Origin of the sequence: Collinsella sp. AM36-4AA (assembly GCF_003467795.1) — a bacterium.
Lineage (GTDB): Bacteria > Actinomycetota > Coriobacteriia > Coriobacteriales > Coriobacteriaceae > Collinsella.
Genome location: NZ_QSHS01000004.1, coordinates 25,415 through 42,217 on the forward strand (window position 1 = coordinate 25,415; position 16,803 = coordinate 42,217).

The following is a 16,803-nucleotide window of genomic DNA, read 5'->3' on the forward strand; positions in this document are numbered from 1 at the left end:
AAACCTGTCCCTATTTGGCAGGCTAGGCAATGAGGGGAGCGATGGCGCGGATGCAGGCGTCGGCTGCCGTGAAAGTGGTGCTGTCGTCGCTGACGATAAAGATGATTTTGCCCTTGACGCCAAAGTCGCCGATCTCGCTAAAGAGCACGTAGGGCTCCTTGTCAAAGCCCGAGATGGGAAGCACGGCGGCCTTGGTGGCGTCGGTGAGCTCATCTGCCAGCGCGTCCAGTGAAGCCCACTTGGACGTGTCCTTGACCGCGACGGGGACGGCCACGCGCCCAAAGGGCATCAAATGCACGAGCGTGTTCTTGGAGATGTTGGAGTTGGGGACGATGATGGTCTGCCCGCAGGCATCTTCGATGGTCGTATGGCGCCAGGTGATATCTTGGACCACGCCGGACACGCCGCCGACCTCGATATTGTCGCCGGGTTTGACAATGCCCATAAACGTCACCTGCATGCCGCCGATGAGGTTTGACAGCGTGTCCTGAAAGCCGAGTGAGATGGCGATGCCGCCGACGCCAAGAGCGGCGACGAGGGCGTTTGCATTAATGCCAAAGCAGTTGTCGAGGATAAAGCTGCCGCCGATCATCCAAATGACGGCGCGCGCGATGTTGATGAAGATGCTTGATGAAGGGAGTGGGTTATCGTCGCGGTTGAGCAGGTGGTACAGGGTCTTGGACGCGACCTTGGCGGCAACGGCGGTGCCGATAGCCAAGATACCTGCCCAGATGATGTTGTGGACCCATCGTTGTGCAAAGAAATGAAGAATCGGCTCAAACAATTCCATGTAGGGAAACCTCCTAATGATCGTCCAACCATGATACCCATCAAGAAGCCCGTCCGATCAAATTCGGACGGGCTTCTGTGCTCGATATGGGGGTTAGCGAAAACCGCCGCAAAGGTATCTGCTCCTTTGCGGCGGTTTTGACGTTTGTGCAGATAAAACCTGCCAAAATAAACCTGTCCCTTTTTGGCAGGTTTTAGCTCAGCAGCATGCGGTCGTTGGCGAGCTCGCCGCCCGAGACCTCCTCGAACTTCTGCAGCAGGTCGGCCACGGTGAGCGACTTCTTCTCGTCGCCCGCCACGTCGTAGATCACGTGGCCCTCGTGCATCATGATCAGACGGTTGCCCAGACGGATGGCGTCGTTCATGTTATGCGTGACCATGAGCGTGGTCAGGTGGTTCTCGTCGACGATCTCCTCGGTCAGGTTGAGCACCTTCGATGCCGTCTTGGGGTCGAGGGCCGCCGTGTGCTCGTCGAGCAGCAGCAGGCGCGGCTTGGTGAGCGTGGCCATCAGCAGGGTGAGTGCTTGGCGCTGACCGCCCGAGAGCAGGCCGACCTTGGCGTTGAGGCGCGTGTCCAGGCCGAGGTCCAAGCGCTTGAGCAGCTTAACGTACTCGTCCTTCTCGGCCTTGGTGACGCCCCACGAAAGACCGCGGCGCTGGCCGCGGCGCTTGGCGAGGGCCAGGTTCTCGGCAATTTGCATGTCGGCTGCGGTGCCGCGCATGGGGTCCTGGAACACACGGCCCAGGTACTTGGCGCGCTGCGACTCACTCAGACGCGAGATGTCGGTGCTGTCGAGCTCGATAACGCCCGAATCGAGCGGATATACGCCGGCGATCATGTTGAGCAGCGTGGACTTGCCAGCGCCGTTGCCGCCAATCACGGTTACAAAGTCGCCATCATTCAGGGTAAGGTCGACGCCGGTGAGTGCGCGCTTCTCGGTGACGGTGCCTTTGTTAAAGGTCTTTTTGACGTGCGAGAGCTTAAGCATCTGCCTCATCTCCCCTCGTGTAGGAGCTGCGGAGCTTATAACGCTCCCAAACCACGGGCACGCACAGGGCCACGGCAACGATTACGGCGGAGAGCAGCTTCATGTCGTTGGCGTCCATGCCCAGCTGCAACACGATGGCGCGAATGAGGAAGTACACCACAGAGCCAAAGACGGCGGAGGCCAGGCGGACGCTAAACTGCGTGAGTCCGCCGGGCAGCAGGCGACCGAGCACCTCGCCGATGACGATGGCGGCAAGGCCGATAACGATGGCGCCTGTGCCCATGCCAATGTCGGCATACTTTTGGCTCTGGCAGATAAGCGCACCCGAAAGGCCGATGAGAGCGTTGGAGAGCACGAGAGCGATCATCTTGGTGGAGTTGGTGTTAACGCCCAAGGCGCGGATCATGTACTCGTTGTTGCCGGTGGCGCGCAGCGCGGAGCCGATCTCGGTACCAAAGAACCAGTACAGAATGGCAACGATGGCCACGGCGAGCAGGATGCCCAAGATGATGGCAACGGTGGACTGCGGCAGACCGGTCATATTGCTGACGGCCGAGAACACGGTGCCCTTGGCAAGGATGGGCGTGTTGGATTTGCCCATGATGCGCAGGTTGACGGACCACAGGCTGATCTGGGTGAGGATTCCGGCGAGGATCGCGGGAATCTCGAAGACGGTGGTCAGAATGCCCGTGACCGCGCCCGCGATGGCGCCGGCGCACATGCCGGCCAGCACGGCGAGCAGCGGGTCGACGTTATTGTTGACGATGAGTACGGCGCAGACACAGCCGCCGAGGGCAAAGCTGCCGTCGCAGGTCATATCGGGGATGTCGAGCAGGCGGAACGTGATAAACACGCCAAGCACCATAATGCCCCAGAGGACGCCCTGCGAAACGGCGCCCTGCAATGCAATGAGCATGCTTCATACCTCCTAGGATAGGGTGGACACGTGATTTTCCATAATAGCGGTACCAATGCATAAAAGAGCTGCGGACGGATGTTTTGTCTCATCCGAAACAAGCAGGGCGAACGCCGGTCTTTAGCGTTCGCCCCTGTGGCTCAGATATTGAATAACACGGCAACGGCGCGAGTGCGTGCCCTAGACGCGCTACCGCGCATGGCGCTACTCGTCCAGAGCAGAAAGATCGATGCCCAGAGCCTCGGCCATCTCGTCGTTCTTGACGACGACTAGGTCCTTGCTCGAGAGGTGCTTGATCGGCATATCCTCGGGCTTAGCCTCACCCTTCAGGATCTTGACGGCCATCTCGCCCGCGGCGTAGCCCAGATCCTCGTAGTTGATGGAGAGGGTGAACAGGCCGCCGGCCTTGCACATGCCCTCCTCGCCGGTAACGAAGGGGAGCTTGTTTTCCTTGCAGATCTGGCCGACCTGCGAAGCACCCGCGGCGATGGTGTTGTCGGTGGGGGAGTAGAGCGCGTCGACCTTGCCCACGGCGGACTCGACGACGGACTGAATCTCGTTGGAGCTCGAGACGGTGAAGTCGGTGTACTCCAGACCCAGCTTGCCGAGCTCCTTCTTGGCTGCCTTGATCTGGACGTCGGAGTTGGACTCGGCGGTGCAGTAGAGCAGGCCGACCTTCTTAACGTCGGGCAGGACCTTCTGCATCATCTCGAGCTGCTCAGCGACCGGGGTGAGGTCGGAAGCGCCCGTGACGTTGGTGCCGGGCTTGTCGTTGTCCTGGACCAGGCCGGAAGCGGCGTAGTCGGTGATGGCGCAGCCAACGATGGGGATATCAGCGGTGGCGCCGGCGGCAGCCTGCGCGGCGGGCGTAGCGATGGCATAGATCAGGTCGACGCCGTCGCCTACGAACTTGTCGGCAATGGACTTACACGTGGACTGGTCGTTCTGGGCGTTCTTCTGGTCGATCTTGACCTTGAGACTGCTCTTCTTGATGGCCTTGACGAAGCCGTCGTTGGCGGCATCGAGCGCGGAGTGCTCGGTGAGCTGCAGAACGCCGATGGTGTAGTCGGAACCGGTGGCAGCGGAGCCGGAATCAGAGTTGCCACCGCATCCGGCGAGCGGGGCGAGCGCGAGCAGGCCAGCGGAGACAAGAAGGCTCCTGCGGCTGATGGTGATGTCCTTCATATCATTACCCCCAGTATAAAAATGGCTGGAAACACTGCACTGGGACAAAGTGCAAGTGGAACTATAGTAGCGCTGATGTCCATTTTTACAACAGCTCGGCGGGTTTTTTAATACAGAACCGGATGGGCGGTACGGGTAGTCGAATGGGCGGCGGAGGGTCTTATGCGGCGGAGGAGGCATCGTCCTCGTCCAGGACGGCGAAGAGCTTCTTGCCGTCAAGGAGACGTGTGGTGACGTTTCTCATGCGGCCGATCTCAACGGTACGCAGCGTGTCGTCGGCGCCTCGCGCGTCATAGACCGTTCCCAGCAAATACGAGATGCCGTCTCGTTGCTTGATGGCAAAGGGCCGGAGTGTCATCCGCGCTACTTCGACCTCTCCGCGTGCCGTGACACTCGAAATATCAAAACTCACCGTGGTTCCGTGGTCGATGGCCTGCTCGATGAGCTCGCAGGCATCGATGCGCTTGACGGGCGTGCGTGTGGCCTTGGTGGATTTGTCGCCTGCGCTTGGAGCAGGCTCGGGTGCATCGAGGTAGCCGCGAACGTCGGCACTCGCCATGGCGACCAGGTGCTGCGCCATGCTTTTTCGAATGGCGATGGGCGTAGAGCGGTTGCGCATGACCATGCCGTGGAGCCGGATGATCTCTTCGTCGGTGAGCGGACGGGTCAAGAGCCGATACCCCACGCCGCGCTTGTATTCAATTTCGTATCCGGCATGGCGAAGTGCGGAGATGGCGGTGTAGATGCTGCGCCGCGCCGCCGAGATGGGCATGCGGGCGGGGTCGTCGGGATGGGCGAGACGCCGGATCAACTCATCGGAAAGCATGGCCTTGTCCTCGCCGGTGTTTTCGCTTAATAGTTGCAGGATGCGAACGGCGCGATAGGCTGCCATCGAGGCGGCGCCCCTCGTCGTGGTCTCGTAAGTTTCAACAGCGGTTTCGGTCATGGCGTCCACGTCCTTTCCGTTTTGGGTGGCGACGGTATGGAGCCTAGGGCGCGGGGCTTTCCCAGGGGTGCAGGACACTCCGGGCGGTCGGTAGTCGTCGGCAAGCGGCGGGTCGAGTTTTCAACAGCCCTGCTCAACTGATCAAAATCTTGCCAAAAGCTTGACGGATACTGTTGAAAAAAGCGCCCCTCGGCTTGCCGAGAGGCGCTGGCGTGATGCGCTGGAACGCGTTTGGTGGCGCTGTGGCGATTAGAAGTCGGCGTTGCCCACGGTGCGCGGGTGCGGCAGGACGTCGCGGATGTTGCCCACGCCGGTCAGATACATGACCAAGCGCTCGAAGCCCAAGCCGTAGCCGGCGTGCTTACAGGAACCGTAGCGGCGCAGGTCAAGGTAGTACTTGTACTGCTCGGGATTCATGCCCAGGTCCTTGATGCGGGCCTCGAGCAGATCCAGGCGCTCCTCGCGCTGGGAGCCGCCGATAATCTCGCCGATACCGGGAACCAGGCAGTCGGCGGCGGCGACGGTCTTGCCGTCCTCGTTCATGCGCATGTAGAACGCCTTGATCTCGGCCGGGTAGTCGGTTACGAAGGTCGGTCGCTTAAAGTGCTCCTCGGTCAGGAAGCGCTCGTGCTCGGTCTGCAGGTCGATGCCCCAGCTGACGGGGTAATCAAACTGGTGGCCAGCAGCGACTGCCTGCTCCAGGATCTCGACGGCCTCGGTGTAGGTAACGCGGGCAAAGTCGGAGTTTGCCACGTGGTCCAGGCGCTCGATCAGGCCCTTGTCCACAAACTTGTTGAGCATATTGAGCTCGTCGGGGCAGGTAGCCATAACGTCCTTAAGGACGTACTTGAGCATGGCCTCGGCGTTATCCATGTAGTCGTTAAGGTCGGCAAAGGCCATCTCGGGCTCGATCATCCAAAACTCGGCGGCGTGGCGCGTGGTGTTGGAGTTTTCGGCGCGGAAGGTGGGGCCAAAGGTGTACACGTCGCCAAAGGCCATGGCAAAGTTCTCGGCATTGAGCTGGCCGGACACGGTAAGGCTCGCGTGCTTGCCAAAGAAGTCCTGGCTCCAGTCGACCTCGCCGGACTCGGTGAGGGGCGGATTTTTGGGGTCGAGCGTGGTTACGCGGAACATTTCGCCGGCGCCCTCGCAGTCACTCGTGGTGATGATGGGGGTGTTGACGTAGACAAAGCCCTGCTCCTGGAAGAAGCGGTGGATGGCGGCAGCCGCGACAGAACGGATGCGGAACACGGCGCGGAACAGGTTGGTGCGCGGGCGCAGGTGCTGCTGGGTGCGCAGGAACTCGACGGTTGCGCGCTTCTTCTGCAGCGGGTAATCCGGAGCGCTGACGCCCTCGACCTCGATGGAGGTGGCAGAAAGCTCGAAAGGCTGGGGCGCATCGGGGGTCAGCTTGACGGTGCCGGTGCAAATGAGTGCGGCCGAGACGTTTTGGTGGGCGATCTCGTCGTAGTTGTCGAGTGCCTCGCGGTTCATGACGACCTGCAGGTCGCGGAAGCAGCTGCCGTCGTTGAGCGTAACGAAGCCAAAGTTCTTCATGTCGCGGACGGACTTGACCCAGCCGGCAACGGTGACGGTTTGGCCGCCGAGCGACTCGGCGTGCGTATAGAGCTGCGCGATTTTGGTGCGGTTCACGTATCCTCCCATAACGGTTGAATGATAGTTATCCATACAGTTCGATATTCTAGCAGCTTGGCTCATTTGGGCTATACAGATAAGGCATTGGCAGAACGGTTTCAAACGAAAAGCGCCCGCGGCCAAATGGTCGCGGGCGCTTGGCGTGTTGCCTTTTGGCTGTGTGGCGCGGGGCCTGGCTACTTGGTCTTGGCTACCAGCAGCGGGTCGCCAAGCTTGACGAGCGGGTTGCCGCCGATAAGCGTGCCAGACTCGCCGACGTGGTCGATGCTCTTGAGGCGGTCGAGCTCAGAGATGATGACGGTCACGATGTCCTCGTGACCGGCGGCCTTGATAGCGTCGCGGTCGAAGCTGATGAGCGGCTGGCCGGCCTTGACCGTGTCGCCCATCTCGACAAAGCGGGCAAAACCCTTGCCGTTCATTTCCACGGTGCCCAGGCCGACATGGATGAACACGCGAAGACCGTCCTCGGTGATCATGCCGATGGAGTGGTTGGTGACGGTGGTGGCGCCGATACGGCCGTTAGCGGGGGCGTAAATGGTGCCGGTAATGGGCTCGATGCCGTAGCCCTGGCCGAGCATGCCCGAGGCGATGGTCTCGTCGGGAACCTCACTCAGATTGACGAGCACGCCGTTGACAGGAGCGTAGATGACGCCTTCGCGGGTGGCGAAGCTTGCTGCGGGCGGAACGGACGCCTCGCCCGACGAAGTGAACGTGGACTTGAGCGAATCGAGCAGACCCATAGATGCCTCCAACGTATCAGGCGTGCATGTTGCACGCGTGTGGTTTGCCGGAAACGTTTCGTACGTGTTTCCCAGCACGGTCAGCGCTCCTATTTTACGCTGTCCAACGATACCTCTGAACAGCGATTTTGTGATATATCAGTTGAAGGCCAACTTATTGCGGGGGTGTTTCTACGCCGCGGGCTCAAGTGGGGTACGCTAAGGTGCGAAAAACGAGTGCGCACGAATCGCACGGAGGGAGCACCTATGATTATTGAGAACCATGCGCTGTGGGGCGAGGAGCCGACCGAGGATTATCCGGCGACGTTTACGTATCTGGGTGCCGAGCCGCTGCCCGACAAGCCCAATGGCCGCCGCCCCGCGGTGATCATCTGCGGCGGAGGCGGGTTTACGCATATCGCTCCGCACGAGCAGGACCCGGTGGCGTTTGCGTTTTTGGACCGCGGCTACCAGGCCTTTGTGCTCAACTATGTGACGAGCGCCACGGGCGACGTGAGCTTTCCGCACCCGCAGGCGGACCTCGCCAAGATGGTCGCTACCGTGCGCGCCAACGCCGACGAGTGGCATGTCGATCCCAAGCGCGTGTGCATCGTGGGTTTCTCGGCGGGCGGCATGATCTGCGCCTCGTTGGCAACGCAGTGGAAGACCGGACCCTTCGCGGGCCTTGCCGGGGCTCGTCCGGAGGATATTCGTCCCGACGCCGTGGTGCTGGGCTATCCGTTGCTCGACCTTGCCTATGTGCGCGATATGCAGACGCGCGACCCGCGCATCGACCTGCGCGTGCCCAAGACGGGTGGCAAGACGGGGCGCGATTTGCTCAACGACTATCTGTCGATGGTGACGGGCGGCGAGGCGACCGATGAGCACCTGGCCGACATTTGCCCTACCACGCACGTTTCGCGTCAGATGCCCCCGACCTTTGTGTGGGGCGTGTCCGACGATAAGACGGCGCCGATCGCGCAGGCCTATCCGTTTGCGCAGCGCATGGCCGAGGAGGGTGTTGCATGCGAGATGCACGTCTTTGACCAGGGCGGCCACGGCCTTTCGCTCGGCAACGCCAACACCGCGGTCGACAACGAGGACAAGCAGGTTTCCGTCCGTCCCTGGATCCGCCTGGCCTTCCGCTTCCTGGAACGCCATATGTAAAAGTAGACTACTTGCCCGTTTCAAAAAGTCTGCTTAGAGGAGGAGCCATGCTTGAGGGTACGTATGTGGTTTTGGCCCAGACGCCGGTGGGGAGCAAGCGCGGCGAGGTGACGTTTTCACATGGGGTGAACGGCGCACTCAGGGCAGTACTAAACGTCAGGGGTCTCAATATCGCTCTCTCGGGTGCCCGCGCTGAGTGCGATTTCTTTGAGCTCTCGGGTACTATCTCCCACGTCTTGATGGGCAAGGCGCCCTTTACATGCACGGGGTCGGTTGAGGGTGATCGACTCACTGCTACCGCGCGGTCGGGTTCCATTTCGATCTCGCTGAGCGGTATGCGCAAAGAGCTTTCGGGGCGCACCGCATAAAGTTTGCGCAGGTAAACATCGGTATTTGACTTTATAAAATAGTTCAGAGCGCTATCATTTGTCGTTACGAGTTGGTTAGCCCCGGTAAACGGTTAACCGCGTCTAACGAAAGGATGAGCGCGTGAAGCTCGATACACTCGAGATTGGAAAGGACGCCGTTGTCGCATCGGTGGCATCGGACGATCAGGCACTCCGACAGCATATTTTGGACATGGGCCTAACGCCGGGCACCGAAGTCACCATGATGAAGTACGCCCCCATGGGCGACCCGCTCGAGATCCGCCTGCGTGGCTACGAGTTGATACTGCGCAAGGACGATGCCGCTCGCATCGAGCTTGTGGGTATTCACGACACCGATACGGGTCCGCGCGCTAACGCCGCAATCGGCACGACGGAGCATCCGGCCCTGGGCGAGGGGACGTATTCGCCCCGTGCGGCAAAGACGGCCGTGCCCGAGGGCGCGCCGCTGCACTTTGCCCTCGCCGGCAACCAAAACTGCGGCAAGACCACGTTATTCAACCAGCTGACGGGCTCCAACCAGCATGTCGGTAACTTTCCCGGCGTGACGGTCGACCGCAAGGACGGCACTATCCGTAACCACCCCGAGGCGAGCGTTACCGACTTGCCCGGTATTTACTCGTTGTCGCCGTACACGGGCGAAGAAATCGTCAGCCGCCAATTCATCTTGGACGAAGACCCCGACGCCATCATCGACATCATCGACGCCACCAACATCGAGCGTAACCTGTACCTGACACTGCAGCTCATGGAGCTCGACTGCCCCATGGTCATCGCGCTCAACATGATGGACGAGGTGACCGCCAATGGTGGTGCCGTAGACGTCAACCTGCTCGAGAGCCTGCTGGGCGTGCCTGTTGTTCCCATTAGCGCTGCCCGCAACGAGGGCATTGGCGAGTTGGTGGATCATGCCTTGCACGTGGCGCGGTTCCGTGAGCGCCCCGGTCGCCTGGACTTCTGTGCGCCCGATGGTCCAGACGGCGGTGCACTGCATCGCTGCATCCACGGCATTGCCAACCTGATCGAGGACCATGCCGCGACGGCGCACATTCCCGTGCGTTTTGCGGCGACCAAGCTGGTTGAGGGCGACGAGCTGGTGACCGAGGCACTTCATCTGGATCGAAACGAGCTTGACGCCATCGAGCACATCATTACCCAGATGGAGGGCGAGGCCGGCACCGACCGTCTATCTGCGCTGGCCGACATGCGCTTCGGCTTTATCGGCGACGTGTGCGGGCGCTGCGTCGTAAAGCCGCACGAGAGCCGCGAGCACGTGCGCTCCGTCAAGATTGACCGCATCCTGACAGGTCGTTACACAGCCATTCCGGCGTTCCTGGTGATCATGGGCCTCGTCTTTTGGCTGACGTTTGGCGTGATCGGCGCGGCGTTGCAGGGACTTATGGAGGACGGCATCGCTGCCATCATCGCCTCGGCCGATGCGGGTCTCAAGGCGTTCGGCACCAACGACGTGGTGCGCTCGCTGGCTGTCGACGGCGTGCTTACGGGCGTGGGCAGCGTGCTGACCTTCCTGCCGATTATCGTCGTGCTCTTCTTGTTCCTCTCCATTCTGGAAGACTCGGGCTACATGGCGCGCGTTGCCTTTGTCATGGATAAGGTACTGCGTCGCTTTGGCCTGTCGGGCCGCAGCTTCGTGCCCATGCTCGTCGGTTTTGGCTGCACCGTGCCGGCTATCATGTCGACCCGTACGCTCCCATCCGAGCACGACCGCAAGATGACGGTCATGCTCACGCCGTTTATGAGCTGTTCGGCCAAGTTGCCGGTCTACGGTCTGCTGTGCGGAGCATTCTTCCCGCAGGCGACAGTTCCCGCCATGGTCTCGCTCTATCTGATTGGTATCGTGGTCGGCTGCATTGCCGCCCTGGTGCTCAACCGCACGGCATTTAAGGGCGACCCGGTGCCGTTTATCATGGAGCTTCCCAATTACCGCCTGCCGAGCGTCAAGACGACGGTGATGCTGGCATGGGATAAGGCCAAAGACTTTATTACCAAGGCCTTTACCATTATCTTTGCCGCTACCGTGGTCATCTGGTTCCTTCAGACGTTCGACATTCGCTTTAATGTGGTCGCCGATCAGTCGCAGAGTCTACTTGCCGGTCTGGGTAGCATTATCGCGCCGGCGCTGGCACCGCTTGGGTTTGGCGACTGGCGTGCATCCACGGCGCTCGTCACCGGACTTATCGCCAAGGAGAGCGTCATCTCGACCCTCACCGTGCTTTTGGGCGCGACCTCGCCCGCGGCACTGTCGACCATGTTTTCGCCGTTTCCCGCTTACGTGTTCCTGGTCTTTACGCTGCTGTACCCGCCCTGCGTAGCGGCAATCGGCGCCGTCAAGAGTGAGCTGGGCGCGCGCTATGCCGTTGCCGTGTTCGCGTTTCAGGTGACGGTCGCCTGGATCGTGGCGTTTGTCGTGCATTCGGCGGGCATATTGCTGGGGTTGGCTTAGCTATTAATTGACGTCGCCACCTCTGTGTATTGAGTTGATTGCGGCCCCGCATCTGTACTGACGGATGCGGGGTCGTTGCTATATAATCGCCCACCGCTCAAGACAATCGGAGAGGTTTCCTACATGACCCAGGCAAGACAAGATGGCATCTCGCTCAAGCAGTGGCTCCCGCTTATCGGGCTCGCCTGCTGTTCGTTCGTGTTCAACACATCAGAGTTCATGCCCATCGGCCTTCTGACTGATATCGCCGCGTCGTTCTCGCTCACCGAGGCCCAGGCAGGCATCATGATTTCGGTCTATGCCTGGGGCGTCATGCTGCTGTCGCTGCCGCTTATGGTGTTTGCCTCGCGCTTTGAGTTCAAGCGGATGCTGTTGGGCGTTTTGGCCGTGTTTTCGCTCGGCCAGTTCCTGTCCGCTGTGGCGCCCACCTATCCTATTTTGGTTTGCGCGCGTCTGGTGGTCGCCTGCGCGCATGCCGTGTTCTGGTCGGTCGCTTCAATCATGGCCTCGCGCCTGGTCGACAGTCGCCACGGGGCGCTCGCCATCAGCATAATCGCCACGGGCTCGTCCATCGCGCAGATCTTTGGCCTGCCGATCGGCCGCGCCATCGGACTAGCTGTGGGCTGGCGCATGACGTTTGCCGTGGTCGGTGCCTTCTCTGCCGCCGCGGTGGTGTACCAGGCCGCGGTGTTCCCGGCCATGCCGGTGGGCGAGCGCTTTACCGTTAAGCAGCTGCCCGAGCTGCTCAAGAATCCGTTCCTCATCGCGCTTTATGCGGTCACGGTGTTCATGGCAACCGGCTATTATGCGGGTTACAGCTATATCGAGCCGTTCCTGGCGCAGGTCGCGCACGTCGACGCAAGCGCTATTACCATGACGCTGACGGCGTTTGGCTGCTCCGGTCTGCTCGGAAGCTGGCTGTTTGGCCGCCTGTTCGATGGGCATCGCTTCCCGTTCTTGGCTATCACGCTCTCCGGCGTGCCGGTGGCTCTGCTGCTCATGGGTCCGGTCGCATCGTCGCTCGTAGCAGTGCTTGCCGTCTGCGCGCTATGGGGCTGCTGCTCCACAGCCTTTAACGTGGCGTTCCAGGCCGAGCTCATCAAGTACACACCGGCGGATTCGTCGGCCGTCGCCATGTCGATCTTCTCGGGCCTGTTTAACCTCGGCATCGGCACGGGCACCGCAATCGGCGGCGCCGTGGTTTCGGGTCCCGGTATCGCTTGGATTGGCTTTGCGGGCGGGGCGATTACCGTCGTGGGCGTCATCCTCGCCATTACGGTGCTGTTCCCGGTCATACGCCGCGCAAAGCCCGTCGCCTAATCACGTTCCCTCATCAGTTGCGGTGGAATAGAGACTGTTTGCCCGGTTTATTGGTCTCAACAGTCCCTATTTCACCGCAACTTATTTTGGGGGAGGGGATGCGCGGCGGGCATACAATGGATGGCGTTGCGTGAAAGATTGCCGGGAGGTTGCTATGTGGGCATACGAGACGACGTTCTATCAGATCTATCCGCTGGGCTTTTGCGGAGCTCCGCGCGAAAACGCCGCCCCTGTTGCCGAGGATGAACTCGCCCAGGCTGCCAACGCTGCGCCCAACCCCGATGCGCCCATAATGAAGATTGCCCAATGGGCCGACTACCTGCAAGAGCTCGGCATCGGTGCTGTGCTCATTAACCCGCCGCTCGAATCCGACAGTCACGGTTACGACACGCGCAGCCTGCGCCATATCGACCGTCGCCTGGGTGGGGATGCCGACTTTGCCGCCGTGTGCGAGACACTGCATGCCCATGGCATCCGTGTGGTGCTTGATGCCGTCTTCAACCATGTCGGTCGCGGTTTTTGGGCCTTCCGCGATGTTCAGGAGCGCAAGTGGGACTCGCCCTACAAGGACTGGTTTCACATTAGCTTTGACGGCGACTCCTGCTATGGCGACGGCTTTTGGTACGAGGGCTGGGAAGGCCATTTTGAGCTTGTGAAGCTCAACTTGCAAAACCCCGCCGTGGTCGATTACCTGCTTGAGTCCGTGCGTCGCTGGGCCGAGGGCTTTGGCATCGACGGCCTGCGCTTGGACGTCGCCTATATGCTCGATCGCGATTTTATGCGCCGCCTGCATACTTTTACCCGTGAGCTCAAGCCCGATTTTGTGCTGATTGGTGAGACGCTCCACGGCGACTACAACCAGATCGTCAATGACGAGATGCTTGACTCCTGCACCAACTACGAGTGCTACAAGGGCCTGTACTCCAGCTTTAACTCGGTCAACATGTTCGAGATCGCCCACTCGCTGCATCGCCAGTTTGGCGGTGACCCGTGGTGCATTTATCGCGGCAAGCATCTGCTGTCGTTTGTCGACAACCACGATGTGCCGCGCCTGGCGAGCATCCTTACCGACAAGTCCTGTCTGCGCCCCGCTTATGGCATGCTCTTTGGCATGCCGGGCATTCCGTGCGTCTACTATGGCAGCGAGTGGGGGATTCCTGGCGAAAAGGGTGGCCCCGATGGCGACTGGGCGCTGCGACCTGCGCTCGATGAGCCTGCGCCCAACGAGCTGACGGCCTTCATCAAGCAGCTCGCGCACCTGCGCTCGGCAGACGACGCGGCGGCCCGTGCCCTCAACTATGGTGCCTATCGCAACGTGGTGATCCAGAACAAGCAGCTGCTGTTCGAGCGCGCCTGTGATGACGCGACGGTGCTCGTGGCGGTGAACGCCGTGGGCGAGCCTTACGCCTTTGGCGCCGGCGAGCTCAACGGGTCCTTTGTCGGCCTGCTTGCCGACGATGCGCCCACGGTCGAGCTGACGGGTGCCCTTGAGCTTGCACCCTACGAGGTGCGCTATCTGTTGAGAGCCTAACCCATGGCCGTGTCTGACGAGGACTATCAACATATTGAGCATGGGTTTGAGCCTGTGTTCGACCAGCGCTCGCGCGTTTTGGTGCTGGGGTCGTTTCCCTCGGTGCTCTCGCGTGCAAATGCCTTTTATTACGGCAACCCTCAGAATCGCTTTTGGCGTGTGATGGCTGCGTGCCTCGGTGTGCCTGTGCCGCCCAACGAGGGCGATCCTTTGGCAAGCGGTGAGCCCGCGACGCTCGATGCCTCCATTGCCGCCAAGCGGGCCATGCTGCTGAACGGCGGCGTGGCCCTGTGGGATGCAATCGAGGGCTGCGACATTAAGGGCTCGAGCGACGCGAGCATTCGCAACGTTGTGCCGGCACATATCGAGCGCATTACCGATGCCGCGCCGATCGAGGTCGTTGTCTGTAACGGCGGTACGGCAGGGCGACTCTACAAACGCTACTTGCAAGATCGGACGGGGTTGCCCGCCGTCGTCCTGCCCTCGACAAGTCCTGCCAATGCCGCCTGGCGACTGGAGCGTCTTGTCGAGCGTTGGCACGAAGCCGTTGACTGGGCTGTTATTTAATTTAGATTTTTGTTTGAGCGTGGGCGCCCAGACGTTTCAGAACGCCTCGCCAGATCGGCGCGGGCACGGCTGGCTCGGCGCAAACCATGCCGTCGGCGTCGACGTTGGCGGCATTGCCGCCGCCAAGTCGCTGTGCATGCTCGACGGAGCAGCCCATGCGCACGGCGCCCACGAGCTTGTCCATGGCCTCCGAAAACGGTCGCCGCAAGAGTCCCATGCGCGGGGAATGGCGAAGCGCTGCGATGCCGCTGCCGGCGCAGATGGCAACGCCGCCACACCACAATTGGTCATGGCGCTCACATGCCTTGTGCAGGCGAACGGCGGTCCCACGCGCCTGCTCAGTGCCCTCTTGTGCGGCTCGAATCGCGGCATAGACGCGCGTTCCCGTACCGCCAAAGCGCTCAAGCGCCTGCTCGATAGCAGTCAACGTCTCATCGTCAGCCACATCTTCAATGGCCAGCACGATGCCATCGGCAACGCTGCCGGCGTCATTTGCCTTCAAGTCGACCGGGCGGGGGAGTGCGGTGCCGGAAAGTTGAGCATAGGCGGCGATGGCATCCTGCAGGTCCCAGAGCAAAAAATCAAGATCGGCGCTATTGGGAATACTGATATACGCAATGGTGTGCAGTGTTTTTGGTAAGTCGCCGCGCGCGGTCGTCTCCATGCCATCTCCTTTCCGGCTCGTTTCCGTTTAGGTTACACCGTCTGGTGGCGCCCCGCCGCGCTATCCTAGTGCAACCCTTATGAAAGGAACGCCATGCGTCTGCCCATGAATACCTCGCTTGCCATGCTCAAGCCCTCCGGTATCCGCCGGATTAACGCGCTCGCCGCCCGGCATCCGGGGTGTATCGCGCTCGCGCTCGGCGAGCCCGATTTTCCCACGCCCGATGTGATTAGCGCCGAGGTGACCGCCGCGCTGGACCGCGGTGACACGCACTATCCGCCCAACAACGGTCGCCCCGCCCTGCGTGATGCACTGTCCAAATATATGGATGACGCGGGCCTGGCGTTTTCCGCCGATGAGGTCATCCTGACCGACGGCGCGACCGAGGCACTGTCGGCAACATTTATGGCTATGCTCAACCCCGGCGACGAGGTCATTATCCCCACGCCCGCCTTTGGCCTGTACGAGAGCATCGTCGTGGCCAACCACGCCAAGGCGGTCTTCTTGGATACGGAGCCTGCGCAATTCCAGATTGACGAGGACGCGCTTAGCGCCTGTGTGACCCCGGCGACCAAGGCCATCGTCATCTGCTCGCCCAACAATCCCACGGGTTGCATCCTCGACACGGCATCGCTCGACGCCGTGGCGCGCGTGGCAGAGCAGGCGGGCATATACGTAGTCTGCGACGACGTATACAACCGCCTCGTCTATGTGGACGGCTACGAGCGCTTCGCCCAGCGACACCCGGAGCTGCGCGAGCAGACGGTCGTCATCGAGAGCTTCTCCAAGCCCTGGGCCATGACCGGCTGGCGCCTGGGTTGGCTCGCGGCAGCGGCACCCGTCATCGCCGAGATCGCAAAAGCTCACCAATACCTAGTATCGAGCGCCGTCTCCTTCGAGATGGACGCCGCAGCCCGAGCCCTCACCGTCGACCCAACCCCCATGCTCAAAGTCTACCGAGCCCGCCGCGAGCGCGTACTCGCAGCCTTAGACGCCATGGATCTCGACGTAGTGGAACCAGCCGGCGCCTTCTACGCCTTCCCCAGCATTAAACAGTACGGCCTGACAAGCGAAGACTTCTGCATCAAAGCCATCAAAGAGGCCAACGTAGCCCTAGTCCCCGGAGACTGCTTCGGCACCGAAGGCCACATCCGCCTAAGCTACTGCGTCTCCGACAAAGACCTAGACGAAGGCCTCCACCGCCTGTCCACCTTCGTTTCAACCCTGTAGCCATCAGGGACGCAACGCATCAGCCTACCGACATAAGGGTTATGCGTGGGGCGCGTCGCTCAACGGGCGCGAGGATTCGCAGCAAAGTTACCGCAGCTCCGGTCCGAGGGGCCGGGTTGAGATTTTCGTAGATTCCGCACGAGCCGAAGGCCACTTAATGTGGCCTTCGTGCGAGCCAGGACTTGACCGAGCGAAAACCAAGCAGGCGGACACGCCGGCGGGACAGGGAGAGATATATGGAAGAAATGCCCAAGAACTACGATCCGTCGACCAA

General features: G+C 61.0%; 15 protein-coding genes. 7 read left to right on the plus strand and 8 right to left on the minus strand.

The features are described 5' to 3' along the window. Positions 1-22: 22 nt before the first annotated feature. The 7 genes from DW850_RS02455 to DW850_RS02485 all read right to left on the minus strand — a co-directional run bounded on the left by DW850_RS02455 (position 23) and on the right by DW850_RS02485 (position 7,221). The gene (locus tag DW850_RS02455) at positions 23-790 is read right to left on the minus strand and encodes a mechanosensitive ion channel family protein (protein WP_117786136.1); all 768 of its coding nucleotides are present in this window, start codon (positions 788-790) and stop codon (positions 23-25) included. 193 nt (positions 791-983) lie between these two features. Next, positions 984-1,778 carry an ABC transporter ATP-binding protein gene (locus tag DW850_RS02460; RefSeq protein WP_117786137.1) on the minus strand — a complete coding sequence of 265 codons (795 nt, stop codon included), beginning with the start codon at positions 1,776-1,778 and terminating at the stop codon, positions 984-986. Further along, positions 1,771-2,694 (minus strand): ABC transporter permease, encoded by a 924-nt coding sequence (locus DW850_RS02465; RefSeq protein ID WP_117786138.1) that lies wholly within the window; start codon positions 2,692-2,694, stop codon positions 1,771-1,773. The genes DW850_RS02460 and DW850_RS02465 overlap by 8 nt, the downstream gene beginning before the upstream one ends. A gap of 204 nt (positions 2,695-2,898) precedes the next feature. After that, positions 2,899-3,879, minus strand: coding sequence for an ABC transporter substrate-binding protein (locus DW850_RS02470; protein ID WP_117786139.1), 981 nt, complete (start codon positions 3,877-3,879; stop codon positions 2,899-2,901). Positions 3,880-4,039: 160 nt separating this feature from the next. Continuing rightward, positions 4,040-4,825 carry a hypothetical protein gene (locus DW850_RS02475; protein WP_117786140.1) on the minus strand — a complete coding sequence of 262 codons (786 nt, stop codon included), beginning with the start codon at positions 4,823-4,825 and terminating at the stop codon, positions 4,040-4,042. A gap of 249 nt (positions 4,826-5,074) precedes the next feature. After that, positions 5,075-6,478: an asparagine--tRNA ligase gene (asnS, locus tag DW850_RS02480; RefSeq protein ID WP_117765221.1), complete on the minus strand. Its 1,404-nt coding sequence runs from the start codon at positions 6,476-6,478 to the stop codon at positions 5,075-5,077. Positions 6,479-6,657: 179 nt separating this feature from the next. Beyond that, complete coding sequence (locus tag DW850_RS02485; RefSeq protein ID WP_117583092.1) at positions 6,658-7,221, minus strand: PTS glucose transporter subunit IIA; 564 nt, start codon at positions 7,219-7,221, stop codon at positions 6,658-6,660. Positions 7,222-7,467: 246 nt separating this feature from the next. On the opposite strand from DW850_RS02485, the gene DW850_RS02490 reads away from it, so the two are divergent. The 6 genes from DW850_RS02490 to DW850_RS02515 all read left to right on the plus strand — a co-directional run bounded on the left by DW850_RS02490 (position 7,468) and on the right by DW850_RS02515 (position 14,635). Continuing rightward, positions 7,468-8,367, plus strand: a complete 900-nt coding sequence (locus DW850_RS02490; RefSeq protein ID WP_117786141.1) for an alpha/beta hydrolase — start codon at positions 7,468-7,470, stop codon at positions 8,365-8,367. 47 nt (positions 8,368-8,414) lie between these two features. After that, entirely contained in the window at positions 8,415-8,735 is a 321-nt protein-coding gene (locus DW850_RS02495) for a hypothetical protein (protein WP_117786142.1), read from the plus strand. 121 nt (positions 8,736-8,856) lie between these two features. Continuing rightward, positions 8,857-11,217 (plus strand): ferrous iron transport protein B, encoded by a 2,361-nt coding sequence (feoB, locus tag DW850_RS02500; RefSeq protein ID WP_117786143.1) that lies wholly within the window; start codon positions 8,857-8,859, stop codon positions 11,215-11,217. Between the two features lie 123 nt (positions 11,218-11,340). Continuing rightward, positions 11,341-12,537 (plus strand): MFS transporter, encoded by a 1,197-nt coding sequence (locus DW850_RS02505; RefSeq protein ID WP_117786144.1) that lies wholly within the window; start codon positions 11,341-11,343, stop codon positions 12,535-12,537. Between the two features lie 154 nt (positions 12,538-12,691). Continuing rightward, positions 12,692-14,068 (plus strand): alpha-amylase family glycosyl hydrolase, encoded by a 1,377-nt coding sequence (locus DW850_RS02510; RefSeq protein WP_117786145.1) that lies wholly within the window; start codon positions 12,692-12,694, stop codon positions 14,066-14,068. A gap of 3 nt (positions 14,069-14,071) precedes the next feature. After that, positions 14,072-14,635: a uracil-DNA glycosylase family protein gene (locus tag DW850_RS02515; RefSeq protein ID WP_117786146.1), complete on the plus strand. Its 564-nt coding sequence runs from the start codon at positions 14,072-14,074 to the stop codon at positions 14,633-14,635. 1 nt (position 14,636) lies between these two features. On the opposite strand, the gene DW850_RS02520 is transcribed toward DW850_RS02515, so the two are convergent. Beyond that, positions 14,637-15,299, minus strand: coding sequence for a hypothetical protein (locus tag DW850_RS02520; RefSeq protein ID WP_117563775.1), 663 nt, complete (start codon positions 15,297-15,299; stop codon positions 14,637-14,639). 93 nt (positions 15,300-15,392) lie between these two features. Between DW850_RS02520 and DW850_RS02525 the strand changes: the two genes are divergently transcribed. Beyond that, positions 15,393-16,529 carry a pyridoxal phosphate-dependent aminotransferase gene (locus tag DW850_RS02525; protein WP_117786147.1) on the plus strand — a complete coding sequence of 379 codons (1,137 nt, stop codon included), beginning with the start codon at positions 15,393-15,395 and terminating at the stop codon, positions 16,527-16,529. Positions 16,530-16,803: the final 274 nt, after the last annotated feature.